27 protein-coding genes are annotated in these 26,722 nt (G+C 69.2%); 14 read left to right on the top strand and 13 right to left on the bottom strand.

What is annotated here, in order from left to right; all coding sequences use genetic code 11:
- Positions 1-10: 10 nt before the first annotated feature.
- Entirely contained in the window at positions 11-1,150 is a 1,140-nt protein-coding gene (locus ASE12_RS13895) for an acyltransferase (protein WP_157412932.1), read from the bottom strand.
- A 125-nt stretch (positions 1,151-1,275) separates the two neighbouring features.
- Here ASE12_RS13895 and ASE12_RS13890 point away from each other — a divergent pair, with 125 nt between their 5' ends.
- Positions 1,276-3,243, top strand: coding sequence for an LTA synthase family protein (locus ASE12_RS13890; protein ID WP_056401728.1), 1,968 nt, complete (start codon positions 1,276-1,278; stop codon positions 3,241-3,243).
- 3 nt (positions 3,244-3,246) lie between these two features.
- Here ASE12_RS13890 and ASE12_RS13885 read toward each other — a convergent pair whose 3' ends face one another.
- Genes ASE12_RS13885 through ASE12_RS13875 form a run of 3 tightly spaced genes read right to left on the bottom strand, consistent with a single transcriptional unit; the run spans position 3,247 to position 7,258 of the window.
- Positions 3,247-4,449 carry a DUF563 domain-containing protein gene (locus tag ASE12_RS13885; protein ID WP_056401725.1) on the bottom strand — a complete coding sequence of 401 codons (1,203 nt, stop codon included), beginning with the start codon at positions 4,447-4,449 and terminating at the stop codon, positions 3,247-3,249.
- The gene (locus tag ASE12_RS13880; protein ID WP_056401721.1) at positions 4,446-5,828 is read right to left on the bottom strand and encodes an O-antigen ligase family protein; all 1,383 of its coding nucleotides are present in this window, start codon (positions 5,826-5,828) and stop codon (positions 4,446-4,448) included. Before ASE12_RS13880 ends, ASE12_RS13885 begins: the two co-directional genes overlap by 4 nt.
- Positions 5,825-7,258 (bottom strand): polysaccharide biosynthesis tyrosine autokinase, encoded by a 1,434-nt coding sequence (locus ASE12_RS13875; RefSeq protein WP_056401718.1) that lies wholly within the window; start codon positions 7,256-7,258, stop codon positions 5,825-5,827. The genes ASE12_RS13880 and ASE12_RS13875 overlap by 4 nt, the downstream gene beginning before the upstream one ends.
- A 223-nt stretch (positions 7,259-7,481) precedes the next feature.
- Between ASE12_RS13875 and ASE12_RS13870 the strand changes: the two genes are divergently transcribed.
- From ASE12_RS13870 to ASE12_RS13855, 4 genes are read left to right on the top strand one after another with little or no spacing between them, the layout of a single operon-like run.
- A complete protein-coding gene (locus ASE12_RS13870) occupies positions 7,482-8,447 on the top strand; it encodes an NAD-dependent epimerase/dehydratase family protein (protein WP_056401715.1) in 966 nt (321 codons plus the stop codon).
- 9 nt (positions 8,448-8,456) lie between these two features.
- Positions 8,457-9,671, top strand: a complete 1,215-nt coding sequence (locus tag ASE12_RS13865) for a glycosyltransferase family 4 protein (RefSeq protein ID WP_056401712.1) — start codon at positions 8,457-8,459, stop codon at positions 9,669-9,671.
- Positions 9,672-9,708: 37 nt separating this feature from the next.
- On the top strand, positions 9,709-10,245 hold the full coding sequence (locus ASE12_RS13860) for a DapH/DapD/GlmU-related protein (RefSeq protein WP_056401709.1): 537 nt from the start codon (positions 9,709-9,711) through the stop codon (positions 10,243-10,245).
- A 3-nt stretch (positions 10,246-10,248) separates the two neighbouring features.
- Positions 10,249-11,316 carry a glycosyltransferase gene (locus ASE12_RS13855; protein WP_056401706.1) on the top strand — a complete coding sequence of 356 codons (1,068 nt, stop codon included), beginning with the start codon at positions 10,249-10,251 and terminating at the stop codon, positions 11,314-11,316.
- A gap of 5 nt (positions 11,317-11,321) precedes the next feature.
- On the opposite strand, the gene ASE12_RS13850 is transcribed toward ASE12_RS13855, so the two are convergent.
- Positions 11,322-12,647, bottom strand: coding sequence for a lipopolysaccharide biosynthesis protein (locus tag ASE12_RS13850; RefSeq protein WP_056401703.1), 1,326 nt, complete (start codon positions 12,645-12,647; stop codon positions 11,322-11,324).
- Positions 12,648-12,861: 214 nt separating this feature from the next.
- On the opposite strand from ASE12_RS13850, the gene ASE12_RS13845 reads away from it, so the two are divergent.
- Positions 12,862-14,085: an acyltransferase gene (locus ASE12_RS13845; protein WP_056401699.1), complete on the top strand. Its 1,224-nt coding sequence runs from the start codon at positions 12,862-12,864 to the stop codon at positions 14,083-14,085.
- Here the strand turns inward: ASE12_RS13845 and ASE12_RS13840 are convergent.
- Genes ASE12_RS13840 through gmd form a run of 3 tightly spaced genes read right to left on the bottom strand, consistent with a single transcriptional unit; the run spans position 14,082 to position 16,854 of the window.
- Complete coding sequence (locus ASE12_RS13840) at positions 14,082-14,852, bottom strand: bifunctional 2-polyprenyl-6-hydroxyphenol methylase/3-demethylubiquinol 3-O-methyltransferase UbiG (protein WP_056401697.1); 771 nt, start codon at positions 14,850-14,852, stop codon at positions 14,082-14,084. The genes ASE12_RS13845 and ASE12_RS13840 overlap by 4 nt on opposite strands.
- A gap of 26 nt (positions 14,853-14,878) precedes the next feature.
- Entirely contained in the window at positions 14,879-15,880 is a 1,002-nt protein-coding gene (locus ASE12_RS13835) for a GDP-mannose 4,6-dehydratase (protein ID WP_056401694.1), read from the bottom strand.
- Positions 15,877-16,854, bottom strand: a complete 978-nt coding sequence (gene gmd, locus ASE12_RS13830) for a GDP-mannose 4,6-dehydratase (protein ID WP_056401683.1) — start codon at positions 16,852-16,854, stop codon at positions 15,877-15,879. Before gmd ends, ASE12_RS13835 begins: the two co-directional genes overlap by 4 nt.
- A 105-nt stretch (positions 16,855-16,959) precedes the next feature.
- On the opposite strand from gmd, the gene ASE12_RS13825 reads away from it, so the two are divergent.
- Together ASE12_RS13825 and ASE12_RS13820 are read left to right on the top strand one after the other, a co-directional pair.
- Complete coding sequence (locus tag ASE12_RS13825) at positions 16,960-17,922, top strand: class I SAM-dependent methyltransferase (protein ID WP_157412930.1); 963 nt, start codon at positions 16,960-16,962, stop codon at positions 17,920-17,922.
- Between the two features lie 4 nt (positions 17,923-17,926).
- On the top strand, positions 17,927-18,799 hold the full coding sequence (locus ASE12_RS13820; RefSeq protein WP_056401676.1) for an SGNH/GDSL hydrolase family protein: 873 nt from the start codon (positions 17,927-17,929) through the stop codon (positions 18,797-18,799).
- Here the strand turns inward: ASE12_RS13820 and ASE12_RS13815 are convergent.
- Entirely contained in the window at positions 18,782-19,498 is a 717-nt protein-coding gene (locus tag ASE12_RS13815; RefSeq protein WP_056401673.1) for a hypothetical protein, read from the bottom strand. The two genes, ASE12_RS13820 and ASE12_RS13815, sit on opposite strands and share 18 nt — an antisense overlap.
- Before the next feature lie 49 nt (positions 19,499-19,547).
- On the opposite strand from ASE12_RS13815, the gene ASE12_RS13810 reads away from it, so the two are divergent.
- A complete protein-coding gene (locus ASE12_RS13810) occupies positions 19,548-20,228 on the top strand; it encodes a class I SAM-dependent methyltransferase (RefSeq protein ID WP_056401669.1) in 681 nt (226 codons plus the stop codon).
- A gap of 3 nt (positions 20,229-20,231) precedes the next feature.
- Here the strand turns inward: ASE12_RS13810 and ASE12_RS13805 are convergent, their stop codons facing one another.
- The gene (locus tag ASE12_RS13805) at positions 20,232-20,972 is read right to left on the bottom strand and encodes a class I SAM-dependent methyltransferase (protein ID WP_056401666.1); all 741 of its coding nucleotides are present in this window, start codon (positions 20,970-20,972) and stop codon (positions 20,232-20,234) included.
- 189 nt (positions 20,973-21,161) lie between these two features.
- Between ASE12_RS13805 and ASE12_RS20115 the strand changes: the two genes are divergently transcribed.
- A complete protein-coding gene (locus ASE12_RS20115; protein WP_157412928.1) occupies positions 21,162-21,326 on the top strand; it encodes a hypothetical protein in 165 nt (54 codons plus the stop codon).
- Positions 21,327-21,360: 34 nt separating this feature from the next.
- The gene (locus tag ASE12_RS13800) at positions 21,361-22,818 is read left to right on the top strand and encodes a GuaB1 family IMP dehydrogenase-related protein (protein ID WP_056401663.1); all 1,458 of its coding nucleotides are present in this window, start codon (positions 21,361-21,363) and stop codon (positions 22,816-22,818) included.
- 109 nt (positions 22,819-22,927) lie between these two features.
- On the opposite strand, the gene ASE12_RS13795 is transcribed toward ASE12_RS13800, so the two are convergent.
- Positions 22,928-23,506, bottom strand: coding sequence for a TetR/AcrR family transcriptional regulator C-terminal domain-containing protein (locus tag ASE12_RS13795; protein WP_056401660.1), 579 nt, complete (start codon positions 23,504-23,506; stop codon positions 22,928-22,930).
- Between the two features lie 108 nt (positions 23,507-23,614).
- Between ASE12_RS13795 and ASE12_RS13790 the strand changes: the two genes are divergently transcribed.
- The 3 genes from ASE12_RS13790 to ASE12_RS13780 are packed head-to-tail and all read left to right on the top strand — an operon-like array spanning position 23,615 to position 25,539.
- Complete coding sequence (locus ASE12_RS13790; protein ID WP_056401657.1) at positions 23,615-24,223, top strand: biotin transporter BioY; 609 nt, start codon at positions 23,615-23,617, stop codon at positions 24,221-24,223.
- Positions 24,224-24,232: 9 nt separating this feature from the next.
- On the top strand, positions 24,233-24,928 hold the full coding sequence (locus ASE12_RS13785; RefSeq protein WP_056401654.1) for an energy-coupling factor ABC transporter ATP-binding protein: 696 nt from the start codon (positions 24,233-24,235) through the stop codon (positions 24,926-24,928).
- The gene (locus ASE12_RS13780) at positions 24,925-25,539 is read left to right on the top strand and encodes an energy-coupling factor transporter transmembrane protein EcfT (protein WP_056401652.1); all 615 of its coding nucleotides are present in this window, start codon (positions 24,925-24,927) and stop codon (positions 25,537-25,539) included. Before ASE12_RS13785 ends, ASE12_RS13780 begins: the two co-directional genes overlap by 4 nt.
- Here the strand turns inward: ASE12_RS13780 and ASE12_RS13775 are convergent.
- Entirely contained in the window at positions 25,536-25,715 is a 180-nt protein-coding gene (locus ASE12_RS13775) for a hypothetical protein (protein ID WP_056401649.1), read from the bottom strand. The two genes, ASE12_RS13780 and ASE12_RS13775, sit on opposite strands and share 4 nt — an antisense overlap.
- Before the next feature lies 1 nt (position 25,716).
- Positions 25,717-26,712, bottom strand: coding sequence for a biotin synthase BioB (bioB, locus tag ASE12_RS13770; protein WP_056401647.1), 996 nt, complete (start codon positions 26,710-26,712; stop codon positions 25,717-25,719).
- Positions 26,713-26,722: the final 10 nt, after the last annotated feature.

Here is a 26,722-nt window from a genome sequence, read left to right as displayed (position 1 = left end):
CGATGCTTGGTCACGAGACGCCGATGACGGGTGCGTCACGTCCCTTGGTCAGCCGCTTGAGCTTCATGGCCTGCTTCTCCAGCAGGTGCCAGCTGACGAACGCCAGCGGAGCCGTGACGATGAAGCACAGCGGCAGGAACACCCACACCGGCATCGGGTGGTCGAGGGCGATCGTCGCAAGGATCTGCGTGACCGGGAACGCGTAGATGTAGACGCCGTAGGAGTAGTCGTCGGGGTAGTTGACCCGCGACAGCCGCGGTGAGCTGCCGAGGTACATCACGACGTACGCGAACGGCAGCGCCGCGAACACGTGGAACCAGCCGATGACGCCGAGTCCGACGCACAGCGCGAGGCACGCCCAGGCGACGGCCGGGACCAGCTTGACCTTGTCGCGATGCAGATAGAGGATCGCGCCGGCCATGAAGAAGATGCCCAGGCGGGCGAGCGGCTCGAACGAGGCCACCAGCGAGTCGAAGCTCGACGCGTTGGCCTCGGCGATCTTCTTGGCGGCGGTGTCCTCGGCACCGTAGTTGGACGACGAGTAGGTCACGACGAACCGGTCGAGGACCTTGACCAGCGTGAAGAACACGAGACCGAGGTAGACCCCGATGTGCAGGTAGCGCCGGCCGAGGATCGTCAGCAGCAGACCCATGCCGACCCAGAGCGTGAACTCGTAGAACAGGGTCCAGGCCGAGAAGTTCCAGACGCCGGCGACCGGCACGTCGTCGAGCGTCCCGGTGATGTTGAGCTGGATGAGCTTGAGTCCGAGGTTGTAGACGATGTAGTCGATGCCGCTGGTCCAGTCGTAGCCGGACTTGCCCTCGATCATGCGCGAGATCGGGCCGAGCACGACGCCCACGAGGAGCAGCGACGCGATCCACGCGGGATACATCCGCAGGAGGCGACGCCAGATGTAGTCCCAGAACGAGCGGGAGGCCAGCCGGCTCGCGGCGATCAGGTAGCCCGACATCACGAAGAACCCGGCCAGGGCGTACGTGGGGATCTCGTCGTCGAAGAACAGCTTGGGCATGCCGGTCATGTAGCCGCCGAGCGGCAGTGCGTGGCCGAACAGCACCGACAGCGCGAAGAACATGCGGATCGCGTTGATGCTGTTGCGGCGCGGGTCCAGCGCCTGCCCGAGAGTTGTCACGGGCAGCAACTGTAGTCGCAGGCTGCCGGGGGCCGGGGGCGCATTTCAGGATTTTCTTACCGGGTGTCCACGTGACTCAGGCGTTCTGCCAGAGTTAATGCGGTGTGCCGAACAATGACCAGCCGATGACCGACACTCAGCCCGCCAGGACTGGCCGCTTCTCGAGGATCACGTCGCTCCTCCCGCCGGGGCACTGGGCCTACATCCTCCTCCAGCTCGTGCCACTCGGCCTCGTGGATCTGCTGTGCACGAGCATGCGCATCACGAGCAGCACCGAGGACAACGGGACCAAGGTCGGCTCGTGGGCCTGGATCGACCAGCTGTCGTCGACGGTGTTCTTCTACCTCGCGCTGATCGCGTTCTGGGTCGGCGTCTTCGCGCTCGTACGCCGTCGCCGCTCACGCCGCATCGCCGTCATCGCGTTCCACATCGTCTTCACGCTGCAGGCGCTGCTCGTGGTCCTGACGCAGATCTACTACATCCTGCTGGACGTCACGCTCAACTCCGACTCGTTCCAGCTGGTCAAGCTGATCTTCCAGGTCGAGATGCTCAAGATCATCCAGGCCGAGCTGCAGTCGTTCCTGCCGGTGCTCGCCGTGGTCTTCATCGTCGTGGCCAACTACTTCGCGGTCATCGTCAACCGACGCTGGAAGCCGCGCCGTCTCCGCGACGCCCCGCCTGCCGGCTGGCGCCGCGCGCTCTCCGGGCCGGCGGTCGTCGGGTTCACGACCGCGGTGGTCATCGCCTCGCTCGTGGTCTCGGCCCTGCCCAACGGCCAGGGCACCACCAACTTCAGCCGCAACCGGGTCGTCAGCATCGCGATGGACTCGGTGACCAAGCGCCTGCAGGGCAAGCCCGACGGCTACACCGCCCCCAAGGCCGCGGACCTGCCCACCAGGACGAGCCTCGTGCCGACCGCACGGACCAAGAAGTACAACGTCGTGCAGATCGTGCTGGAGTCCCAGAGCCTGAAGTCGACGACCCTGGGCACCCCCTCGCTCGACACCACACCCGTGCTCGCCGAGCTGGCCAAGACGAGCCTCGTGGCCAAGCGGGCCTACACCGCGATGCCGCACACCACGAAATCGCTCATCGCCTCCAACTGCGGCGTCGCGCCGCCGCTCGACACGAGCAACAGCGAGGCGCTCAAGGGAGGCCTCGCCGCCAAGTGCCTGCCGTCGCTGCTCAACGAGCAGGGCTACGACACGGCGTTCTTCCAGACCGCGACCAAGAACTTCGAGAATCGCGAGAAGGTCGTCAAGAACTTCGGCTACCGGCACTTCTTCCCGCTCGAGGCCTTCAACAAGAAGGGCTTCTCCGAGACCAACACGCTCGGCTACGAGGACGACGTCATGCTGCAGCCGAGCCTCGACTGGGCGGCCAAGCAGGACGGCAAGCCGTTCTCGCTGGAGTACATGACCCTGACGGCGCACTCGGAGTACGTGCTGCCCAAGGGCTGGAAGATGAAGCACTACGTCGACGACGAGACCGAGAACCACTACCTCAACGCGGTCCGCTACCAGGACGAGTTCGTCGGCAAGGTCATCGACGGCTTCAAGAAGCTCGGCCTCTACGACAACACGATCTTCGTCATCATGGGCGACCACGGCGAGGGCTTCCGCGAGCACGGCCGGCGCCTGCACAACGACACGATCTGGAACGAGGGCATCCAGATCCCTTACGTCATCCACGCGCCCAAGGCACTCGGCACGCAGGGCACGACGATCGACGCACCCGTGCAGAACAAGTGGACGCTCCAGACCGTCGCCGACCTGCTGGGCTACGACATCGCCGGCGGCGAGTACGAGGGCGCGTCGATCCGGACGCCGGAGAAGAACACGCACCCGCTCATGACGGGCTGCTGGGACATCGACCAGTGCGTCGCCTACTTCCCCGACGACCGGCACAAGTACATCTACTTCTTCGGCTACAAGGTGCCGCAGTACTACGACGTCGTGGCGGACCCGCACGAGGAGAAAGACCTCTTCGACACGCTGAGCGACAAGGAGGCCGATGCCCTCAAGCAGAAGGTCCTCGTGTGGCAGGCCGAGGTCAACGCCCGCCACAAGCTGAGCCGCAAGCTCGGCAAGTAGGACTCAGGCGAGCATCTCGTCGACCGCGGCCAGGATGCGCCGCGGGTCGAGGCTGATGTCGGCCTGGATGCCGGTGAGCTCGCCGGTGGGCCGCGGCTCGCCACCGATGAGGTAGCGGTAGCTCGCGCCCTCGATGCTGTCGGTGATCGCCCAGAAGCAGTGCTTGACGTACGTCGAGGTGAACAGCTCCAGCACCGAGACACCCGGCTTGGCGAACACCAGGTTGGTCAGGGCCGCCCCGTGGATGCCGACGATGACGTCGGCCGCCGCAAAGTGGTCGATCTGGTCGCGGACGGACATCGCACCGGGGTCGATGCGGGTGAAGCCGCGCTGCTCGAGCTCGGGCCACAGCTCGGGCTCCTCGATCAGGCGGCGGGTGTTGCGGCCGCCGGTGCGCGTGACGAAGATCCGGCTGGGCTTGTCGTCTGTGGCGACCGCAGGGAACGTCCGGCGTACCCACTCGACCATGCCTCGCGGCGCGACCTCCATGGGGTTGGACTGCGACGGCACCAGCAGGTGCTCGGCCCTTACGGCGGCGTTGCGTCCGGCCTCGATGATCGGCAGCCGGTCGAGCCCGGACAGCGCCAGCAGCTCGCGGTGGTAGCGCGTCGTGTTGGACACGTAGAGCGCGTCGGGCTCGCGACCGGGCATGGTCTCGGCGAAGATGCCCCAACGCGGCAGCACGTCGAGCAGGAAGTGGTAGTAGCTGTTGCTCCCGCCACGCGTGGCCAGGGCGAGCAGCGACCCCTCGACGTGCTGCACCTTGGGCAGGCGTCGGCGCAGGAACAACGGGTGCTCACGCCAGTCGGTGATCGCGAAGTAGGGGCTGGTCTCGAAGTCGAGCTCGCCACCAGGGGTCACGACCGCGCCGTAGTCGCCGACCACGGTGCCGCCGGCGATGTCGGCGGTGAAGACCGCCGGCACGTCGTACGTCCGCATGGTCGCGAACGCCCAGTGGTCCGCGGGCTCGCCGGGCGGCTGCTCGCGATCGAGGTGCTCGCCCTGCGGGGTGGTGTGGATCGTGACGGCCTGCGGCTCGTGCGCCGCCGTGAGCGCGGTGGTGGCGGTGCCCCGACGCGGCAGCGCACGGTCGCCGAACACGACCGAGAGCCGGCGGAACACGGCGCCGGAGACGAACGTCGTGAAGCGGTGCGCGCGCTTGATCAGGGGCCAGGCCGGCTGGAGCGCGCTGGGCAGCCGGGTCACGGTGTCGGCGCTGCGGCCGCAGCCCGCCGGAGCGAGCGCCGGGTCTCGATCGGCCCCTCGTCGTCCTCCTCGAAGTCCATGCCCGAGACCACGAAGGCCAACGCGAGCAGGATGCCGACGTAGCGGCTGCCGAGGTTGGGGGTGATCGGACCGGCGATGACGTACGCCAGGGCGGGGTAGGCCAGCAGGCGGTAGGGCCGGGGACCCTTGAACAGCGGCGAGACCATCGACCACAGCACGAACAGGAACGCGATGAGGCCGATGACGCCCATGCCGGCGAGCACCTGGACGTAGATGTTGTGGGCCAGGAAGATGTCGAAGTCGAAGCCCGCGCCGAAGATCGGGTGGTGCACGAAGACCTCCCAGCCCTCCTTGAGGCCCTTCTCGCGCTCGGCGTTGGAGCCGGCGGCACCGGCGCGGCCGAGCAGGCGGGAGAGGGCGTTGCCGCCCTCCTCGTTGAGGATCCGCTCGATGTTGGCGATCAGGAAGATGCCGCCGAGCGTGAGGGCCGCGGTGACCTTGATCGACTTCTCCATCACCGGGTAGATCACCGCGAGGACGCCGGCCACGAGCAGCGAGGCGCGGCTGCCGCTGATCCAGATCGTGTAGAGGCACATCGCGCCGGCGAGCAGCACGAGCCAGCGATGCTGCATCTGCAGCTTGGTGTAGACGAACGGCAGGAGGGCCAGGCCCAGCAGGCCGGCGTAGCCGAAAGCCGTCGGCTGCTCGGAAAGGCCGATGTAGCGCGCCGTGATCGGATCGGGACCGGTCAGCACGGCGTAGACGAGGCTCAGCACGACGCCCGTGACGTAACCGCCGGCGAGGAACAGCAACGTACGCCCACGCGGCGCCCACCAGACGAACAGCAGCGGGAAGATCAAGGTCGCGGCGAACACGCGCACCATGAGGCTGAGGCTGCCGATCGGGATCTCGTTGAACATCGAGGTGCCGAAGCCGACGATGAACATGACGCTGGCGCCGAGCGCGAACTGCCACGGGACGCGCAGGTGCTGGCTGAACAGCGACGGCAGGAGCAGCACGAAGCCGATGACGAACAGCAGGTCGGAGACCGTCACGAAGCTGGCGCCCGGCACCACGACGCTCGTCAGCGGCGCCGCGACCATGCCCAGCACGTTGAGCCCGGTGCCCATGCCTCGCAGGCCGAACGTGATCAGTGCGAGGAAGAACAGGGCGACACCGATCGCGATGACCGCGCCGACGGTCGAGGAGATCGCGAGCGGGAGCAGCCCGAGCAGCAGCACCGCGGTGAGCGACACCGGCCACACGCGCATCCCGACGGGATGCGCGTGCGGGATGTTCTTGGGGTCTTCGTTCGGGTCGATCACCGGCGCCTCGAACGGAGCGCCGCTGAAGCTCATCGCTTGGCCCGTCGTCCCGTCCCACTCAGGGCGGTCTCGGAGTCCTTGAACTTGACCTTGACCTTCCCCTTGTCGATCTCGTAGGGAACGCCGTAGCCATATCCGTAGTAGCCGTAGCCGTCAGTGCTCGCCCGGCGCGGGGTCCGGTTGAGCACCGTGCCGAACAGGCGACCGCCGACGGCCTCGATGCGGGACACGGCCAGCCGGAGCTGCTCGCGACCGGTCGAGCCGTAGCGGGCCAGCAACAGCGCGCCGTCGACCTCGGTCATGAGGATCGCGGTGTCGGCGACCGGCAGCAGCGGCGGCGCGTCGATGATGACGACGTCGTACTGCGAACGGGCGTGTGCCAGCAGGTCGCGCATCGCCTGCGTGTCGAGGACCTCGGCAGGGTTGGGCGGACGCGGGCCCGTGCCCAGGAAGTGCACGCCGGTGGAGTGCTCCTGGATCGCGTGCTCGAGCGTCGAGCGGCCGATCAGCACCGTGATGACGCCGACCGAGTTCTCGAGGCCGAGCAGGTCGGCGACGTTGGGGTTGCGCATGTCGGCGTCGATCAGCAGGACCGAGCGACCGGACTTGGCCATCGACACGGCGAGGTTGGTCGCCACGAGCGTCTTGCCCTCGTCGGGCAGGGCGCTGGAGACGACGATCATCTGCCGGCTCGCGTCGAGGTTGGCGAACTGCAGGTTGGTGCGCAGCACCTTGAACGCCTCGCTGAGCGAGCCGGTGTCGTCCCTGCTGAGCGGATCCTTCTTGACCGTCGGATCGAACGGCAAGGTCGCCATCACCGCGTTCCCGGTCGCGAACTCGACGTCCTGGCGGGTCTTGACGGTGGTGTCGAGGAGGTCACGCAGCACCGCACCGGCCACGCCGATGAACGTGCTGAGCAGCACGCCGACGATGATGTCGAGCAGCACGCTGGGCGCCACCGGACTGGCGTTGAACGAGGCCTTGCCCGTGACTCTCGCGACGATCGCCGCCGACAGGTTGCTGTCGGCAGGCTTCTCGATCTCCTTGACGAGGTCGACGATCTCGTCGCTCTCGGCGCCGGCGATGTCCTGGGCCAGCTGGGGTGACGACGCCTTGGCGGTGATCTGGAGGATCAGGGTCTGCGGGACGACGGTGGCCGAGATGTCGCCGGCGAGCTCTTCGCGGGTCACCTTGAGGCCGAGCCGGTCGATGACCTTCTGCAGCACCGTGGGATCGGTGGCGAGGTCGGCGTAGGACGCGATGCGCTGGGCCGCGAACACCGTCGCGGCGTAAGGATCGGCCTGGCCGTTGGTCGGGGTCGACACGAACACGCGCGCTGACGAGCTGTAGACCGGTGAGAGGTTGAGGACGAGCCCGACCGTCGCAATAGTCCCGATCACCAGCGTGCTGATGATGAACTTCCAACGACCACGCAGGATGCCCAGGAATTGACGCAGGTCCACGCGGTGGTCCCTTTCAGTGAGTTTCTCCACGACCGATTTCGATCAGGTGTAACAGGGAGTGTATGCGAGGGCCCGGCCGACTCGCGCATGAACTCCGTCCTCGCGTCGTGGGCGTAACCAACGACACCCTCCACCGTTGTGTAACCTGAGCGTTCACCGAGCGGTGGACTGCAGGCGTACAACGGCCCGGGCACCGCGGCCACGAAAAGGGTAGGAAAATTCGATGACCGTACTTGTGACCGGCGCCGGAGGATTCATCGGCGGCCACCTCGTCGCCGATCTTCTCGGTCAGGGCAAGGATGTCCGCGCCGTGGACATCAAGCCCCAGGACGAGTGGTACCAGGTGCACGCCGACGCCGAGAACGTCGTCGCCGACTGCGCCGACATGGGTGACGCGCACAAGATCGCCGTCGGCACCGAGGAGATCTACAACCTCGCGGCCGACATGGGCGGCATGGGCTTCATCGAGAACAACAAGGCCGAGTGCATGCTCTCGGTCCTCACGAGCACCAACGTGCTGGTCGCCGCCCGCGACGCCGGCACCCAGCGCTACTTCTACAGCAGCTCGGCGTGCGTCTACGCCGGCGACAAGCAGACCGACCCCAACGTGACGGCGCTCAAGGAGTCCGACGCCTACCCGGCGGACCCGGAGGACGGCTACGGCTGGGAGAAGCTGTTCAGCGAGCGCATGGCCCGCCACTTCCGCGAGGACTTCGGCATCGAGACCCGCATCGCCCGCTACCACAACGTCTACGGCCCCGAGGGTACGTTCGAGGGTGGCCGCGAAAAGGCCCCCGCAGCCCTGTCGCGCAAGATCGCGCAGGCCAAGCTCAGCGGTGACCACACGATCGAGGTCTGGGGCGACGGCGAGCAGAGCCGCAGCTTCATGTACATCGACGACTGCGTCCGCGGCACCCAGGAGATCCTGGCCGGCGACAACGTCGAGCCGGTCAACCTCGGCAGCGCCGAGCTCGTCACGATCAACCAGATGATCGGCATCCTCGAGGACATCGCCGGCATCACGGTGACCAAGAACCATGACCTGTCGGCGCCCCAGGGCGTACGCGGCCGCAACTCCGACAACACGATGTTCCACGAGATCTACGGCTGGGAGCCTTCGATCTCGCTGCGTGACGGCTTGGAGAAGACCTACAGCTGGATCTACGACCAGCTCAAGTCCCGAGGCTAGAGCCCGGCGATGGAGGTCATCGTCCACGACTTCTCGGGCCATCCCTTCCAGGCCGAGCTGTCGCGCAAGCTCGCCGGCCGCGGGCACACGGTGGAGCACGTCTCGGCCGAGCAGTACGTCAGCGGCAAGGGACACCTCGAGCACCAGGACGACGACCCGGACTCGCTGACGTTCAGCTCGATCAAGCTCGACCTGCCGTTCAAGAAGTACGCGCCGCTCGCCCGGCTCCGCTGGGAGCGCGCGTACGCCCACGAGTGGATCGCGCAGCTGCGCACGTCGTCGGCCGAGGTCGTCGTCGCGTGCAACCTGCCGCTCATCACGCTCTATCTCTTCTCGCGCCACGCCAAGCGCCGCAAGCTGCCGTGGGTCCTGTGGCACCAGGACATCTACAGCTTCGCGCTCGCCGACGAGCTGCGCCGCAAGCTGCCTCGCCCGCTGGCGTGGCTCGGCGGCAAGGTGCTCGTGGGTCTCGAGGCCCGCTGCGCCCGCCGGGCGGCCCACGTCGTGGCGATCGGCGACGCGTTCGAGGGCGTCTACCGCGACTGGCACGTTCCCGCGGATCACGTCTCGGTGATCCCCAACTGGGCGCCGCTCGACAAGATCTTCCCGGTCGACCTCGACAACGCGCGCACGGCCGACCTGTTCGACGCCGACGCCGCGCTCCGGCTCGTCTACGCCGGCACGCTGGGTCGCAAGCACAACCCCCGGCTCCTGATCGACCTGCTGACGACCGTGCGGTCCAACGGCATCGACGCCCAGCTCGCCGTGATCTCCGAGGGCGAGGCCGCCGACGACCTCGCGACGATCGCCCGTGACGAGAAGCTGCCTGTGCGCATCCTGCCGTTCCAGCCCGCGGCCGAGCTGCCCAACGTGCTCGGGGCCGCCGACGTCCTGGTCGCGCTGCTCGAGCCGGACGCCACGAAGTTCTCGATCCCCAGCAAGGTGCTGTCCTACATGGCGGCAGGTCGCCCGATCCTCGGCCTCATGCCCGCCGACAACCCGGCCGCCCTCGACATCCGCGACAGCGGCGGCTTCGTCGCCGACCCGACCGACGTCGGCGCCAAGGCCGGCGCCGGATGGCTCGCGGACCTGACCGGCGACCGCACGGCCCAGGCCGACATCGGGCAGCGGACGCGCGCGACCGCCGAGCAGAAGTTCGACGTCGACAAGGTCGCTCGCGAGTTCGAGGAGATCCTGGGAGCGGCAGTCGGAGTGCCGGCATGAGCGTCGGCGCATGAGTCACGAGGGAGCGGATCCAGACATGTCAGAGCAGGTCACCTACCCCCGGCTGGCCACGTTCCCCCCGGGTGGCTACGACAAGGGCCGCAGCATCTTCTGGCAGGTGGCCTGGACGGTGTTCCAGAACCTGGTCTTCGTCAAGTGGTGGTTCCCCCGCCGCTTCCGGCCCGCCGCGCTGCGGATGTTCGGCGCCACGATCGGCACCGGCATCGTCTTCCGGCACCACGTACGGGTGCAGTGGCCGTGGAAGCTGACGATCGGCGACGACACCTGGATCGGCGAGGATGCCTGGCTCTACAACGTCGAGCCCATCACGATCGGCCACGACGTGTGCCTGTCGCAGGGTGCGTTCGTGTGCACCGGCAGCCACGACCACAACAGCTCGGACTTCCACTGCACCAACAAGCCGATCGTCATCGAGGACGGCGCCTGGCTGTGCGCCCAGAGCCTCGTGCTCGCCGGCGTCACGGTCGGCACCGGTGCCGTCGTCGGTGCACGTGCCATCGCGTTCCGCGACGTGGCACCGGGCGCGAGCGTCCGCGTCGGGACGGTCAGCTAGTCGATGCGCATCCTGATCGACGGCCTCGCCATCACCGGCGACAGCCTCGCCATCGTCGCTGAGCACCTGGTCGCAGGCTGGGACAAGCTCCCCGACGGCGACGAGCTCCACATCGTCGTCGGCCCTGGCAACGAGGCTCCGTTCCCCGACAGGGTCACGGTCCACGAGGTGCCGTTCGGCAAGCGCACCCAGCTCAGCCGCATCCGGGCCCAGAACGTCGACCTGCCGCGCCTCGCCCGTTCGCTCAAGGCCGATGCGGTGCTCGGGCTGCTGCCGACCACGACGGTCGCTCCCCTGCCCTGCCCGCGGGTCATCATCGCGTACGACCTGCGGCACGAGCTCCGGCCGCAGCAGTTCAGCCGCATGAACCGGGCGCAGCGCAAGATCAGCTACAACCTCGGCTGGCGGCAGTCCGACGGCATCGCGGTGATCTCCGACCGCACCCGCAACGACCTCCTGGCCGCTCGTCCGTGGCTGGCGAAGCGACCGCTGCGCCTCGCCCTGCTCGGCGCGGACCACACCGACGACTGGCTGCGCAAGGACACCGAGCCGTACGCGTTGGCGTTCGGCCAGTACTTCAACAAGAACGTCGACCTCGTGATCGACGCGTGGGCCCTGCTGCGCGATTGCGGCCCCGTCATGCCCCTGACGGTCGTGGGCCTCGGCCAGGCGGCACGCACCGCCGCGCAGGCCAAGGTCGAGGAGCTCGGGCTGACCGACCTCGTCCGGGTGCTGCCGTGGCTGTCGATCGAGGAGTTCCGCGGCACGTTCGCCTCGTCGTCGTTGATCGTCTTCCCGTCCGACTTCGAGGGCTTCGGGCTGCCGGCCGCCGAGGCGATGCGCATCGGCATCCCGGTCGTCATCACCCCCGAGCCCGCCCTGCTCGAGATCACCGCCGGCCACGCCACCGTCATGGACGGCTGGGACGCCCCGGCGCTCGCCGACGCCGTCGTCGCCTCACGCGAGACGACGACCGACCAGATCGAGGCCGCCCGCGAGTTCGCGCAGCGCTACACCTGGAAGAACGCCGCCGCCGACGTACGCGCGGTGATCGTCGACGCCGTCGGTTGAGCCGTTCAGGGCATCCGGTGGTCGGCGTCGTCGATGTCGATGACCTCGGTGACCCCGACCTCGACGGGCTCGCCTGAGCCCTCACCGTTCCAGGACAACGTCGACCCGACCCACGCGCAGGCGACGACACCGGCGACGAGCAGCGCGATGCCGGCCCCCTCGAGGCCCCAGAGGTGCATGCCGATCAGAGCAGCGGCGACCAGGACGGCCGTCGAGCCCGCCTCGGCGAACGATGCCGCAGCGACCCGGCCCTGGGCCTGCGCCGCGGCGACGAGCACGCGGCGCAGCGCGAGGAGGGCCCACGCGACGATCAGGATGCGGGCGACGTCGGTGGCCGGCACGAAGTCGTCGCCGAAGAAGATGCGCAGCGCCGGGCCGATGACGACCTGCATGCCCGCCACCATCGCGAGGTCGAGGGCGATCGCCGCCATGACCCAACGCCGCATGACCTGGCTCGCGCCGGCAGGAGGCAGCGCGGCCATGCGCGGCAGAAGGATCGACGCGACGCCGGCCAGCACGATCGACGGGAAGCTCGTCGCGGAGGCGGCCACCGCGTAGAGACCCAGGGCCGACGAGCCGAGCACGAGGCCGACGAGCAGCTGGTCGAGGCCCCACGAGTCGAGGGCGTTGAGGCCACTGATGAAGCCCCGCCGGGCGAACGCGTGGATCTCGCGGCGATCGGCCCGCACGGACTCGTCGCCGGTCGGCGGCCGCAGCATCAGCCAGCAGACGACGAAGCCGCCGAGCAAGGAGAGGATGTAGACCAGCAGGATGAGCGTCGCCTCGTCGGTCGGGCTGAGGACGAACAGCGCGGCGACCACGATGACGTACGAGGCCATGCCGACGAGCCGCTGCAGGTTGATGCGGCGCACGTTGCCCTCGCCCTGCAGCATCGCGCCGAGCAGGAACTGGACCGAGAGGCAGAAGCTCACCGCGAATCCCTCGAGGGTCAGCAGCCACTGGTGCGGCGCGTCCCTGACGAGCACCGCGACCAGGCCCGCGGCGACGGTCGCCGTCGCCAGCGAGGCGACGACCCAGACACCGAGGTGACCTCGCACGACGTCACGCGCCGACGCACCCGAAGCGCCGATGGCGTGGGAGATCGCCGGGATCAGCCCGCCGACGCCGAACAGGGCGCCCAGCATCGCCACGAGCATGACCATGACCATCTGGCCGCGGCCGTCCGGACCAATCATCCGCGCCACGAGGGGCCCGGAGGCCACCGTCAGGAGCTGGACGCCGAAGCCGGCAGCCGCGATCGAGAGGAACGCCCGCAGGCCGCCTCCGCGACGGGACGCCGACTCCTCGGGTGCGGCGTCAGCGGGGCTCATCGTCTCCTCAGGGCGTGGGTCGCGTCGCATTCTACGGCGGCAGGGCCCTCACGCTATCCGTCGCACCACGGGAGACCCGCACGGCACTCCGTGGGCCAAATCCCCGCGGGCGGCCGCGTAACGAAATACTGTCTCCCTGAGTTGGTTCTACGACGAGGAGCCACATGATGCGCTCGGCTCTGCCGACCGCCCCGACGAAGCGGAGCAGCACCCGATGACGGACTCGAAGCGCGAGGTCGGACACGCCCCCTCATGGGGCAAGCGGCTGGCCGGGCTCGACGGGCTCCGTGGGCTCGCCCTGCTCGCGGTGATCCTGGCGCACACGATCATCCTGCTGCCCGGCTCCGGCGGCTACACCTCGTTGGGCACCGCGCTCACGGGCCTCCTGGTGCACGGCCTCACGTTCTTCTTCGTCCTGTCGGCGTTCCTGCTCTACCGGCCGTTCGCGTCGGCCGCCATCAAGGGCCGCACCCGGCCCCCGACCCGCGAGTTCTACCGCAACCGCATCCTGCGCATCTGGCCCGCCTATCTCGTGATCCTCGCGATCGTGAGCTGGGGCTTCGGGCTAGCGGTCATCGACAACGAGATCACGACGGTCGACCGGCTCGGCCGCATGACCGACCCGCTCCAGATCGTGCTCAACATCCTGCTCCTCCAGGGCTGGGTGCCGAGCACGGCCTTCACGGGGCTCGGCGTCTCGTGGTCGCTCGTGACCGAGGCGGCGTTCTACGCGATGCTGCCGGCCCTCGGAGCCGTGGCGATCTGGCTCGCCCGTCGCGGCCGTCCCGTGTTCTCCGCGCTCGTGCCGGCGTTCCTCGTCCTGGCGATGGGCCTCGCCGGTCGCCTCATCACGATGGGCATCCACGGTGGCGTCGACATCGAGTTCGACTCGAGCTGGCTGGCGGTCATCAACCGCAGCATCATCGGCCAGGGCGACCTGTTCGGCCTCGGCATGATCACCGCGGTGCTGATCGTGGTCTCCGACCGCGTGTCCGAGCAGCGACTGCGCACGTGGCGCATCGTCGGCTGGTCGACGCTGTTCGTCGCCGCCGTGGCGGTGCTGATCATCGGCTCGGGCGAGTACGCCACGCCGTTCATGGGCATCATCTTCGCCTGCATCATCGTGCTGACGCAGATGCCCAAGTCCGACGGGTTCTCGCGTGGCGTCGTGCGGGTCATGGAGACGCCGCTGCCGCGCCTCGCCGGCGAGTACAGCCTGAGCTGCTACCTCTGGCACTACCCGGTGATCTGGTTCCTGTTCAAGCACGTCGACCGGGTCATCTACGACTCCAACGCCGACATCGCCGTGAGCTTCGTCATCGTGCTGGTGCCGACCGTGATCCTGGGCACCATCACGTACCACCTGGTCGAGAAGCCCGCGATGAAGAAGAAGCACCGCACCGACCGTCGCCTCAGCGAGGCGAACACCGCTCCTTAGTCGTCGGCCTTCTGCACGAAGATCAGCAGGGTCGGCGCCAACGACGGCGGCGTCAGGCGGCCCAGGAACGCGACGAGGCGCCAGGCGATGACCGAGCGGCCGAAGTAGGCCGGCTCGCTGGTGTTGCCGTAGACGTACGTGCGGTTGCGGCCGAACAGGCGGCGCAGCGTGCGACGGGTGTTCATCTGGTAGCGGACCGGGAAGACGTCCTCGGCGACGCGATCAGGCTGCAGCCGTTTGAGCAGCCTGACGTGGACGCCGTTGGGGATGGCGCGGGCGCCGAGGCCGACCATGCCCCACTTGTTGGGCGTACGGGCGGCGAACCAGCCGCCGGGCTTGAGCACGCGCATGATGTCGTCGGCGACGTCCTGGGCGTCGTCCGCGTTGATGTGCTCGAGGACGAAGTCGGCGAACACCAGGTCGAACGACGCGTCCTCGAACGGCAGCGGCGCGCCGATCTCGACGACGAGGCCCTGGTCGAGCGACGGGTTGGTGAGCACCGCGGGATCGACGTCGGTGCCGACGACCTCCTTGACCCGGCCACGCAGCATGCGGAGGCGCTTGGGCATCTCGGCGATGGGCTCGAACATCCACCAGGCACGGCCCGCGCCGAAGTCGAGCACGCGGCTCTTCTCGTCGACGAGCGCGTTGATCCGCGAGTAGAACTCGATGTCGCCGTTGACCCGGGAGTAGCCGCCGACCGCCGCCTCGGGATAGAGCCTGGCGAGCGTGGGGTCGGGCTTGTAGTCGTCATTCTCCGTGGGCACGGAGACAGCCTAATGGGAACCGGCGGCTATCCGCGGAGATACTCCGGAGACTCCTCGACCCCCGTGCGTACGCGCCGGAGCTCGACGTCCACCATCTCCGCGACCAGCTGCTCGAACGACGTCGAGGGAGTCCAGCCGAGCCGCTCACGGGCGCGCGTCGCGTCGCCGGAGAGCCCGGGGGCGTCGGCCTTGCGCATGAGGGCGGGGTCCTGCCGGACGTACGGCCACGGGTCGTCGATGCCGACCGCGCCGAACGCCAGCTCCAGGAGGTCCTGGAGGGAGTGCAGGACGCCGGTCGCCAGCACGTAGTCGCCGGGCTCTTCGTGCGTGAGAGCCAGGTGCATGCCGACGACGTAGTCCGCCGCGGCGCCCCAGTCGCGGGAGACGTCGAGGTTGCCGAGGCTGACCGACTCCTGGCGGCCCTCAGAGATCTCGACCGCCGCGCGGATGATCTTGCGGGTCACGAACTGCACGCCGCGCAAGGGGCTCTCGTGGTTGTAGAGGATGCCGACGCACGCGAACAGGCCGTCGTCGGTGCGGGCCCGCACCGTCGCCTGCTGGGCCCGGCTCTTGGAGGCGGCGTAGGGGTTCTGCGGGTCGTGCGGCGTGGACTCGTCCTGCGGGTTGGGCGCCTGGGGGCCGAACACCTCGGAGCTCGAGGCCTGGAAGAACCGCGGCGCGGTGCCCGTACGGCCTCGGCGCGCCACGAGAGCGGCGAGCATCGCCTCGACCGCGGCCGTGTTGACCTCGTGGACCAGGTCGACGGCGTCCCAGCTCGCGCCGACCGACGTGAACCCGGCGAGGTTGTAGACCTCGTCCGGCTCGTGGGCGTCGAGCAGTCGCTCGAACCCCTCGGCGTCGCGGAGGTCGTGCGACTCGATCTCGACACCGTCGAGGTAGGGCTGCAGCGGCGACTCCGAGCCGGGCAGCACCGTGCCGACGACCCGGTAGCCGGCCGCGATCAGGTGCCGGGCCAGCAGCACGCCGTCCTGACCGGCGGCTCCCGTGACGAGAGCGGTGCGGGTCACGCCTTGAGCAGGGCGATGTCGGCGTCGACCATGAGCTCGGCGAGCTGCTGGGTACCGGTCTGCGCCTTCCATCCGAGCAGGTCGTTCGCCTTGGACGGGTCACCGAGCAGGGCGTCGACCTCGGTCGGGCGCTCGTAGCGCTCGTCGTACTTGACGTAGTCCTGCCAGTCGAGGCCGACGTGGGAGAACGCCATCTCGCAGAACTCGCGGACCGTCGTGCCCGTGCCGGTGGCCAGCACGAAGTCGGTCGGCTCGTCGTGCTGGAGCATGCGCCACATGCCCTCGACGTACTCCTTGGCGTAGCCCCAGTCGCGGATCGAGTCGATGTTGCCCAGCACGAGGTCGTTCTGCGTGCCGGCGGCGATGCGTGCGACGGCGCGGGTGATCTTGCGCGTCACGAACGTCTCGCCGCGGCGGGGCGACTCGTGGTTGAACAGGATGCCCGACACCGTGAACATGTCGTAGGCCTCGCGGTAGTTGACCGTGACCCAGTGGGCGTAGAGCTTGGCGGCGCCGTAGGGCGAGCGCGGGTAGAACATCGTGCCCTCGTCCTGCGGGGGCGGGGTCGCGCCGAACATCTCCGACGTCGACGCCTGGTAGAACCGCGTCTCGAGCTTGGCGGCCCGGATCGCCTCGAGCAGGCGGATCGTGCCGATGCCGTCGGCCGACGCGGTGTACTCGGGCATCTCGAACGACACCTTGACGTGGCTCTGCGCCGCGAGGTTGTAGACCTCGTCGGGCCGGATCTCGCGGATGAGGTTGACGAGGCTGACGCCGTCGGTCATGTCGCCGTAGTGCAGGAACAGCCGCTTGGCCGCCTCGGGATCGTTGTCGCGGATCGGGTCGATGCGACCGCGGTTGAACGACGAGGACCGGCGCACGAGGCCGTGCACCTCGTAGCCCTTGTCGAGCAGCAGCTCGGTCAGGTAGGAACCGTCCTGGCCGGTGATCCCGGTGATGAACGCGCGCTTCATGGCCTGCCTCTACGTGGATTCGTGGGGTGTCCGGCGCCTCAGCCCGGTCTTGCAGGTCACAGCATAATCGGCTCCGCTGGGCGTGGCGGACTATTATGCTCAGACGTGCGGACGAACATCGTGACCGCCACCGTGGACGACTTCCACGCACTCTCGAGGAGAAACAAGATGACGACCGAGGTCGTGGCTCCGCCGCGCTGTCAGGCCTGTCTGTCGACCGACATCCAGGTCCACCCGGCATCGCGCCGCACAGGCCTGGTCATCCACGAGTGCCGGGGCTGCGGCCTGCACGCACTGGCGGAGCGGCCCGAGCTCGACGACCTCGTGGAGCTGCTCGACGTCGACCGCGACTGGTTCGCCGGCTGGGTCGAGCGCACGCGGGGTGACGTGATCGACTCCAGCCACGCCCAGGTCCTCGACCGCCTCGCGACGATGGTCGGCACGGGCGACGACCGCAGCCTGTTCGACGTCGGCGCCGGCGAGGGTGGCTTCCTGGCGATGGCACGCGACAAGGGCTTCCGGCCCGCCGGCAACGACGTCGCGACCGGTGCGATCGACCTCGCCCGGGAGCGCAACGGCATCGAGCTGTTCATGGGCGACCTGTCGACCCTCGGCGACATCGGCCAGTACGACGTCGTGACGATGTGGTGCGTCCTGGCCCACGTCCCCGACGGCAACCGCCTGCTCAGCGACGCGCTCGAGCTGCTCAAGCCCGGCGGCGTCCTCTACCTCCAGACGCCTCGGTGGTCCGCGATGGACACCGCAGGGATGGCCGCCCACGACGTCACCAAGGGCCGGTCGACCCGGATCACCGACCGGCGTCTGGCGCTGCACCACATGGCGCTGCACACCCCGACGAGCATGCGCACCAACCTCGAACGACTGGGCTATGAGATCGTCTCGATCGAGCCCAAGGTCCGCTACTCGCTCAACACCGCCGACTACCTCGGCTCGCTCGGCGTCGGGCAGAAGGCCGCGGAGCGACTCGCCAAGCCGATCGACAAGCTGCTCGAGCGCGACCTGTTCTTCCGCAACGTGATCGACGTCTACGCGCGCCGTCCTCACTGATCGCATGCAGCACCGGCGCGTTCTCGGCGCACTGACGGCCGTCGTGCTGATGGTCGCGGGGCTCGCGGCCTGCGACGGCTCGTCGCCGGACACGACGACCAAGAAGGGCGCACTGTACGTCGCGCTCGGCGACTCGTACGTCTCCGGGGCGATCGGCAAGGGTGCCGGGAAGTGCGGCCGCGGCGACGACAACTACCCCCACCTGGTGGCGCGCAAGCTGCGGCCCATGACGGTCCGCGACGCGAGCTGCGGCGGCGCCGGCACCGCCAACGTGCTCAGCTCCGCTCCCCTGGCCGGTGCCACCCTGCCGGCGCAGCTCGACGACGTACCGGCCGACGCCGACGTGGTGACACTGGGGATCGGCGCCAATGACGGCAACCTCTACCCGTCGATCTTCTACGGCTGCTTCATCGAGTCCCGGCTCCGGTCGGCGGCGGCGTGCGGCAGCGCGCTCGCCAAGGCACCGGCCATCCTGGCCACCACGAAGCAGAGCATCGTCACGACGATCCAGGCGGTGCAGGCCAAGGCGCCCCGGGCCAAGGTCGTCCTCGTGGGCTACCTGCGACTGGCCCCCGACTCGGGCGACTGTCCGGAGCTGGGCGCCGGGACCACGGTGGTCCGTCAGTTCGCGGAGGTCGAGGAGCTGCTCGCCGAGACCCAGGCCTCCGCAGCCCAGGAGGCGGGGGTTCCATTCGTGCCGGTGCGCGACGACTCCGCCGGGCACGACGCGTGCGCCAAGGACTCCTGGACCAACGCCCTGACCGCCGAGCGTGGCGACGGCATCCTGCTGCACCCGCGGGCCGCCGGCATGAAGGCCGTGGCCAAGCTGGTCGAGCCCTACGTCGAGCGCGCGACGGCGTCAGCGCGCAAGGGGTGACGCTTCGGCGCCACGGGTGAACGCCTGCGAGGCGTACATCAGCCACTGGTGCACGCCCGTCGCCTCTCCGCCCGCGTACGCCGCCAGGGCCGACCGGTAGCCGTCGGGCTCGGCCGCATGGCCGGCCTCGGGCACCGTGACCGACGCGGGGTCGACGCCCTTGGCGACGAGCACGAGGCGCTCCGCGGCCCGGCCAACCACGGCGTTGTGCGTGGCGAACGCCCCGGCGGCGGCGATCTCGGCGTGGACGAGCGCCGCGACGACCAGACCCGGGGCCTCGGTCGGCTCACCGAGCATCACCGCGAGCGCCGTCAGCCGGGCGACACCGTCGGGGTTGACCGGCCGGCCGAGGTCGGCGTCGTCGACGGAGCCGGCCGCAGCGAGGGCGTGCATGCGGGCGAGCGCCTGGACCGGGGAGTGGTTCCACACCGGCAGCAGGCCGAGCAGCTCCGTGGACAGCCGGACGGCACCGCGGGCGAGGTCGTCCCCACCACCCGAGGCGAGCACCTCGACGTCGTACGTGCTGCCCTCCAGCGCGGCGGTCGCTGCGGCGCCCAACAGCAACGAGCGCGCGGTGTCGTCAGGGGTGCTGCGACGCAGGCCGCGGTCGCGCAGCATCGAGTCGATGCCGTCGCGGGTGCCGGCGTACGTCGAGGGGATGCCCTCGAGCAGGGCGGCCGAGAGGAACGGATCGGACACGCCCGAAGCGTACCGGCCGCCCCTCGCGCCGACCGGTAGCCTGAGGAAGATGAACGACTCCCCCGAAGATCGCACCGCCAAGTGGCTGGTCGGGGACCGTCTGGCGTGCGTCCTGCACCTCGGTGACACGTCACTCGCCTACCAGCTGGCCGAGCAGGGTCACGAGGTCGTGGTCGCGGGGGACGACGTCACCGCGAGCCGCCACGAGGACATCCAGTACGTCCGCAGCCGGGGCGAGCGCCTGCCGTTCCTGGCCGACGCGTTCGACGTCGTGATCGCCCCGGAGCTGCGCGAGGCGCCGACGGCGCTCGCCGAGTACGCCCGCGTGCTGCGGCCCGACGGACTCCTGTCGACGATCTCGCAGCGCTACGACGACTCGATCCCGTGGATGCGCAAGCTGCGCGAGATCACCGGTGACCGTGGCGAGGCGGCGACGCCGGTCGACACGTTCAACGCCTCGGGCCTGTTCCACGAGGCCGAGACGCACGAGTTCGGCACGTGGGAGAAGCTCGACCTGCCGGGCCTCCTGCGATTCGCGGAGGCGACCCGGCACCCCTCGGTCCCGGAGTCAGCACTTGCGCAGGTGCGCGACCTGTTCATGAGCTACGGCGCCCAGACCGGGTTCCTGCGCCTGCGCCACGAGACGTTCTGCGTACGCGCCAAGGTCGACAAGTCCGGCATGGAGCACGAGGTCGAGCCGCCCGACACGCTGCTGCTCGACTTCCGCTGACGCTCAGGTCGTCGAGGCGCCTCGGGCGCGTACGCGGCTGACCGCGCTCCGGGCGGCCGACACCGACGAACGGCCGGCCTGCGTCACGCGCGGCGACAGCAGGAGCTTGGTCGTGGCGCGCAGCGGCACACGGTGGAACAGGTGGTAGTTGTCGCCGTTGCTGGTCAGCTGGTAGCCGAGTCGCTCGGCGACGACCTCGAGCGAGCGATGCGTGTGGAACGCGATGTGCTGCCCGGACTCGAGGGCGTAGTAGTACCACTCCGACGGGCGCGGCGGGATCGCCGGCTGCAGGCGCGTGGTGAAGAACAACCGGTCGTTGACCGCGGCCAGCTTCTCGAGCTCGGCCACCGGGTCGCTGATGTGCTCCACGACCTCGAACGCCGTCACCAGGTCGTACGACGTGGACTCGTCGCCCTCGTAGCCGGGTGCCAGGAGGTTGGTCGCGTAGGCATCGGTCGTGTAGTAGTCGAAGCCCTTGTCGCGCATCATCCGTGTCAGGGCGCCGTAGCCGCCGGCCCAGTCCAGGAAGCGGCCGTCGGAGAGCCGCTCGCTGCGGATCAGCGTCGTGGTGAGGGTGCTCATGAGGCGGCAGCGCCGCAGGAGGCCGCTGTCGCCGTCGTAGATCGCGCTGGCATAGGCCTCGTCGAGCCACGTCGGGTCTGGGGCCACGATCAGCCCGCACGACGTGCAGCGGTGGAAGTCCACCTCGTACTTGCCCAGCACGACAGCACGGTCGAACGGCACGCGCGGACCGTCGCACACAGTGCAGGTCGGCCTGGGAGTAGGGGCCACGGGTGCACGCTACCCGAGGCGGCTGGCCTGACAGACCGTTATCCGGAAGTGCTGCGAGCCGACGACCGTGCTACCAGCGCGGCAGTCCGGAATTGTCCGCACCGGTTCCTATCGTGAGAGATGAGACGGAAGGAGAGCGACATGAGACGTTCATTGGCACTCATCGGTCTCGCCATGGTGTGCGAGGCGTGCGAGGGCGAGATCGACCTGCCCGAGGACCTCGAGGGCGGCACCGGCATGTGCCGTCAGTGCGGCATCGCGTTCCTGGTCGACGCCCCTTACGAAGCCGGCCGCCGCAGCGCGTGAGCGCAGGTGCCCACCAGGCATCTAGAATTGTGCGGTGAAGTTCCTCAACGGCCTGCAGCCCACGTACGACCTGACCTACAACGACGTGTTCATGGTCCCGGGTCGCTCCGACGTGACGAGCCGCTTCGACGTCGACCTCGCGACGGCTGACGGCGTCGGCACCACGCTGCCCCTCGTCGTCGCCAACATGACGGCGATCTCGGGCAAGCGGATGGCCGAGACGATCGCCCGACGCGGCGGCATCGCGATCATCCCGCAGGACATCCCGCTCGACATCGTCGCCGCCACGGTGCAGCGCGTGAAGGCCGCGCACACGGTCTACGACACCCCGGTCACGGTCGCCCCCTCGACCACGGTCGGCGAGGCCATGAGCCTGATCCCCAAGCGCGCGCACGGTGCGGTCGTCGTGGTCGAGGACGGCAAGGTGCTCGGCATCGTCACGGAGCGCGACGGTGCCGAGATCGACCGCTTCGCCCAGGTCCGCGAGGTCATGACGACCGACGTCCTGACGTTCGACGCCGGCACCGACCCGCAGACCTGCTTCAACGAGATGTCGGCGCGGCACATCGACTTCGCCCCCGTGCTCGACGGCGGCCAGCTCGTCGGCGTCCTGACCCGCAAGGGTGCGTTGCGCTCGACGATCTACCAGCCGGCCGTCGACGCGTCCGGTGCGCTCGTGATCGGCGCGGCGGTCGGCATCAACGGCGACGTGTCCGGCAAGGCGGCCGACCTGCTCGCGATGGGCCTCGACGTGCTCGTCGTCGACACCGCGCACGGGCACCAGGAGAAGATGCTCGAGGCGCTGCCGGTCGTCGTGGCGGCCCGTGACGCGTACGAGTCGGCGTCGGGCCACCGTGTCCCGATCGCGGCCGGCAACGTCGTGTCGGCCGACGGAGTCCGTGACCTGGTCGCCGCCGGAGCCGACATCGTCAAGGTCGGCGTCGGACCCGGCGCGATGTGCACGACCCGCATGATGACCGGCGTCGGCCGGCCGCAGTTCTCCGCCGTGCTCGAGTGCGCCGCGGCCGCCCGCGAGCTCGGCGCCCACGTGTGGGCCGACGGTGGCGTCCGCTACCCCCGCGACGTCGCCCTCGCCCTGGCCGCCGGTGCGGCGAGCGTCATGATCGGCTCCTGGTTCGCCGGCACGCTCGAAAGCCCCGGTGACCTCAAGGTCGGCCCCGACGGGCGCCCCTACAAGGAGTCGTTCGGCATGGCCTCGGCTCGCGCGGTGTCCAACCGTACGCGCGACGCCGCCGGCTTCGAGCGCGCCCGCATGGCGCTGTTCGAGGAGGGCATCTCGTCGTCGCGCATGTTCCTCGACCCCGATCGTCCGGGCGTGGAGGACCTCGTCGACGCGATCACGGCCGGCGTACGGTCGAGCGCCACGTACGCCGGCGCCCGCTCGCTCGCGGAGTTCTACGAGCGTGCGATCGTCGGCCTGCAGAGCTCGGCCGGCTACGACGAAGGCCGCCCGCTACACGCGTCCTGGTGATAGGCGGCCGCGGCTCCTTCGTCGCCGCTCACTCCTGTTGCTCGCTGGCGCTCGCACCAGGCCGCCTGCTCGCTTCGCTCGCTATGGCTGGGTCGGTGGTTAAGCAGGCCTAGATGCTTGCGGTTGTTGATTCGTGGAGGCGGATGCCGTCGAGGATCAGGGTGAGGCCGAGCTCGAACGAGTCCGCGCCGGCCCGGTCGAGCGGCTCGTCGTCGATCGCCCCGACGCTGTTGGCCTGCAGGTGCGTCTGCTCGTCGGACACGTGGCCGAACACGAAATAGAGGATCGTCGTCGCGGCCGAGCGGGCGAACGCGTCGTCGAAGCCGCCCGCCGAGATCGCGCCGGCGAGGCGGCTGTTGAGCGACACCGCACCGAGTCCGAACGCGTGCACCGTGGCGATCAGCTCGGCGCCGTCGCGGTAGGCGAGCATCGCGTCGCGCAGCTCGCGGCTGACCGCGACGACCTGCGCGTCCCACGGCTCGTCGGTCGGCACCGGACGCGCACCGCGAGCCAGCAGCTCGTCGGCGACGGCCGCCAGCAGCACCTGCTTGTTGGCGAAGTGGTGGTAGAGCGCGCTGGGCTGCAGCCCCAGCTCGGAGGCGATCCGGCGCATCGACATGTCCGGCAGGCCGTACATGTCGAGGATTCCGACAGCACGCTCGACGATGTCGGAACGGTGATAGCGCACGTGGCCTCCGGCTCGAATTGACGGTGCGACCAGCCTATAGGCTAGCCTGAACGCCGTTCACCTGAGCATCGTTCAGGTACGTCCCCCTTTCAGCACGCAGGAGATCGCATGAGCACGCCCGAGGCCGCCACCACGCCGACCAAGGCGCAGTTCGACACGACCGACCTGGCACTCATCGCCGCCTTCGCTGCGCTCATCGCCGCCTGTGCGCTGATCCCCGGCATCCACGTGGCGGGGAGCGTCGTCCCCATCACCCTCCAGACCATCGGCGTGATGCTGGCCGGTGTCGTGCTGGGCCCGCTGCGCGGCTTCCTCGCCGTGGCGCTCTACCTCGCTGTCGGCTTCGCCGGGCTGCCGATCTTCACCGACCAGGCGGGCGGGCCGTCGACCTTCACCAAGCCGTCGATCGGCTATCTCCTGGCCTTCCCCGTCGCCGCGGCGCTGGCCGGATTCCTGGTCAAGTACGTCGCGGGGCGCAAGGGCGCGACGAGCGCCCTGGCGATCTTCGCCTGCTCGCTCGCGGGCAGCGTCCTCGTCATCCACCCGGCAGGCATCGCCGGACTCATGTGGCGCCTGCCTGACGGGGCCAACAGCTTCGAGGACGCCTTCAACATCGACAAGGTGTTCTGGCTCGGCGACCTGGCCAAGACGGCGCTCGTCGCGATGGTCGCCGCTGAGGTGCACCGCGCGTTTCCCCGCCTGCTCCGCAAGGACTGATACTGAGGCGTGCCCGCCATCCAGTTCGACGAGGTCTCCGTCCGGGTCAAGACCCCCGACGGTGAGCTCGTGATCCTGGCGCCGACCTCGTTCACCTTGACCGAGCAGCGAGTCGGACTCATCGGTGCCAACGGCTCAGGCAAGTCGACGGTCGCCCGGCTCGTCAACGGATTGGTCGAGGCGACCGAAGGCACGGTCACGGTCGACGGCCTCGACGTGGCGCGCAAGGGTGCCGAGGTACGCAGGCGGGTCGGCTTCGCGTTCACCGATCCCTCTGCGCAGCTCGTCATGCCGACCGGCGTCGAGGACGTCGAGCTGTCACTGCGGCGCCTCAAGGTCGATCGGTCCGCCCGCCGCGAGCGAGCGCTCGCCGTCCTGGAGGCCTACGGACTGCGCGATCTCGCGGACACCAGCGTGCACGCCCTGTCCGGCGGCCAGAAGCAGCTCCTCGCTCTCGCAGGCGTTCTCGCCACCGAGCCGCAGATCCTGGTCGCCGACGAGCCCACCACCCTGCTCGACCTGGTCAACACACGTCGTGTCGCCGACCTGCTCTTCTCGCTCGACCAACAGCTGCTCCTCGTCACGCACGACCTCGAGCTCGCGGCACGTTGCGACCGCGTGCTGGTCGTCGACGACGCCTCCGTACGTTTCGACGGTCCAGCAGACGAGGCCGTGGCGTTCTACCTGGCGCAGGTGGCGACATGAGCTCGCCAGTCCTGATGGGGCTGTACCGGCCCGGAACGTCGATCTTCCACAGGTCGCCGGTCGGCGCCAAGGTGCTTGCACTGTTCGCGTACAGCGCCGTCGTGGTCGCCGTGCGCGGCGAGGTCTCGGGACTCGTCTTCCTCGCGGTCGCAGTCGCGTGCGCCGGTGTCGCCCGACTTGGCGTCCGGGCTATGACACATGCGCTTCGATCGGTGGCAGTGGCAGCCGTGTTCTTCGGGGCCTTTGTTGCCTGGCAGTCCACGTGGCACGCCGCCGTGGAGGTCGTCGCGGACCTGCTCGCGCTCGTCATCGCGGCCACCGTGTTGACCGCCACCACGCCGATCAACGCGATGCTCGACGCCATCGTCCGATGGCTCCAACCATTTCGACGGTTCGGCGTGCACCCTGAGCGCGTCGGCCTGACGTTCTCCCTCATGATGCGGGCCGTGCCTGAGACCATGGCGACCGCTCGCGAGACCCGAGCCGCAGCCAAGGCTCGCGGCCTGGAGCGCAGCCCGCGGGCGCTGCTGACGCCCATGGTGATCCGCACGGTCGCGCACGCGTACGACACCGGCGCCGCGCTGCACGCCCGCGGCATCGGGGACGACTAGCCGCTGACCTCCCCGTGGTCGACGCAACGGGCCGACCAGCCACGCGGCACGACCTGGACGACCATTCGTCGCCGGCACGCGACGCAGAAGCGAGGCGGCTCCATCCGCAGGAGCTCGAGACAGCGCGAGTGGTCGCGCGCCTCGACGGGCTCGCCGCACTGGCCGCAGTACGTCATGTCAGAGCGTCTTCTGGAGTTCCTTGATCGGCATGCCGAGCTCGGTCAGCAGGTCGATGTCCTCGTTGGCGTCACGGCCCAGCGTCGTGAGGTAGTTGCCGACGATGACGGCGTTGACGCCGCCGAGCAGGCCTTCACGGGTGCCGAGGTCGCCCAGCGTCAGCTCGCGTCCGCCGGCGTAGCGCAGGATCGTGTGCGGCATCGCGAGGCGGAACGCCGCGATCGTCCGCAGGGCGTCCTGCGAGCTCATGAGCTGCTGGTCACCGAACGGCGTGCCGGGCCGCGGGTTGAGGAAGTTGAGGGGCACCTCGTGCGGCCGCAGCTCGGCGAGCTGGACCGCGAGCTCGGCCCGCTGCTCGAGCGACTCGCCCATGCCGACGAGCCCTCCACAGCACAGCTCCATGCCCGCCTCGCGGACCATGAGGCAGGTGTCCCACCGCTCCTCGTACGAGTGCGTCGACACGACCTGCGGGAAGTACGACTTCGCCGCCTCCAGGTTGTGGTTGTAGCGGTGGACGCCCATCTCGACGAACTCGTCGACCTGCGCCTGCGTCAGCATGCCGAGCGAGCACGCGATGTTGATGTCGACCTCGGCCTGGATCGCCTTGATGCCCTCACGCACCTGGTCCATCAGGCGCTGGTCGGGGCCGCGTACGGCCGCCACGATGCAGAACTCGGAGGCCCCGGTCCTGGCGGTCTCCTTGGCGGCTTCGACGAGCTCGGGGATGTTGAGCCAGACGGCGCGGACCGGGGACTGGAACTGTCCCGACTGGCTGCAGAAGTGGCAGTCCTCGGGACATCCGCCGGTCTTGAGCGACACGATCCCCTCGACCTCGACCTCCGGGCCGCACCACGTCATCCGCACCTCGTGCGCCAGCTCCAACAGCTCGGGGATGCGTTCGTCGGGCAGCCTGAGCACCTCGACGAGCAGCTCCTCGGAGAGCCCGAGGCCCTGCTCGAGGACGTGGGCGCGGGCGACCTGCAGGACGTCAGTCATGAGGAGGAAT

Source organism: Aeromicrobium sp. Root236, from assembly GCF_001428805.1.
GTDB lineage: Bacteria > Actinomycetota > Actinomycetes > Propionibacteriales > Nocardioidaceae > Aeromicrobium.
The sequence above is the reverse complement of the archived record's forward strand: the minus strand, read 5'-3'. Positions and strand labels throughout refer to the sequence as shown.